The organism is Mameliella sp. CS4 (genome assembly GCF_019392335.1).
Classification (GTDB): domain Bacteria; phylum Pseudomonadota; class Alphaproteobacteria; order Rhodobacterales; family Rhodobacteraceae; genus Antarctobacter.
Window position 1 is genome coordinate 1 of sequence record NZ_JAHXRQ010000209.1, and the last position, 257, is coordinate 257.

The window sequence follows — 257 nt, forward strand, 5'->3', positions numbered from 1 at the left end:
CTCGGCGCTTCGTCCCGGTTCGGCGGCTTGTCCGTGCGCGGGATCGGCAGCGCTCGCCTGCGCCTGCGCCTGCGCGTGAGCTGACGGCGTGGCCGGGTCGGGGTTGCTCGCCGTGACCGGACCGCCGGCATCCTGCGCGTGCGGTCCGGTGTCCTGACCATGTCCGGGCGCCCCGGCGCTCCGCCCGGGTTCGGCGGCTTGCCCGTGCGCGGGATCGGCAGCGCTCGCCTGCGCCTGCGCCTGCGCGTGAGCTGACG

The 257-nt window shown here is 77.4% G+C and carries 1 protein-coding gene; it reads right to left on the bottom strand.

The genetic code is table 11. The features are described 5' to 3' along the window. On the bottom strand, positions 1–257 hold a 257-nt coding region (locus KZZ07_RS27130; protein WP_219520103.1), incomplete at both ends, for a hypothetical protein.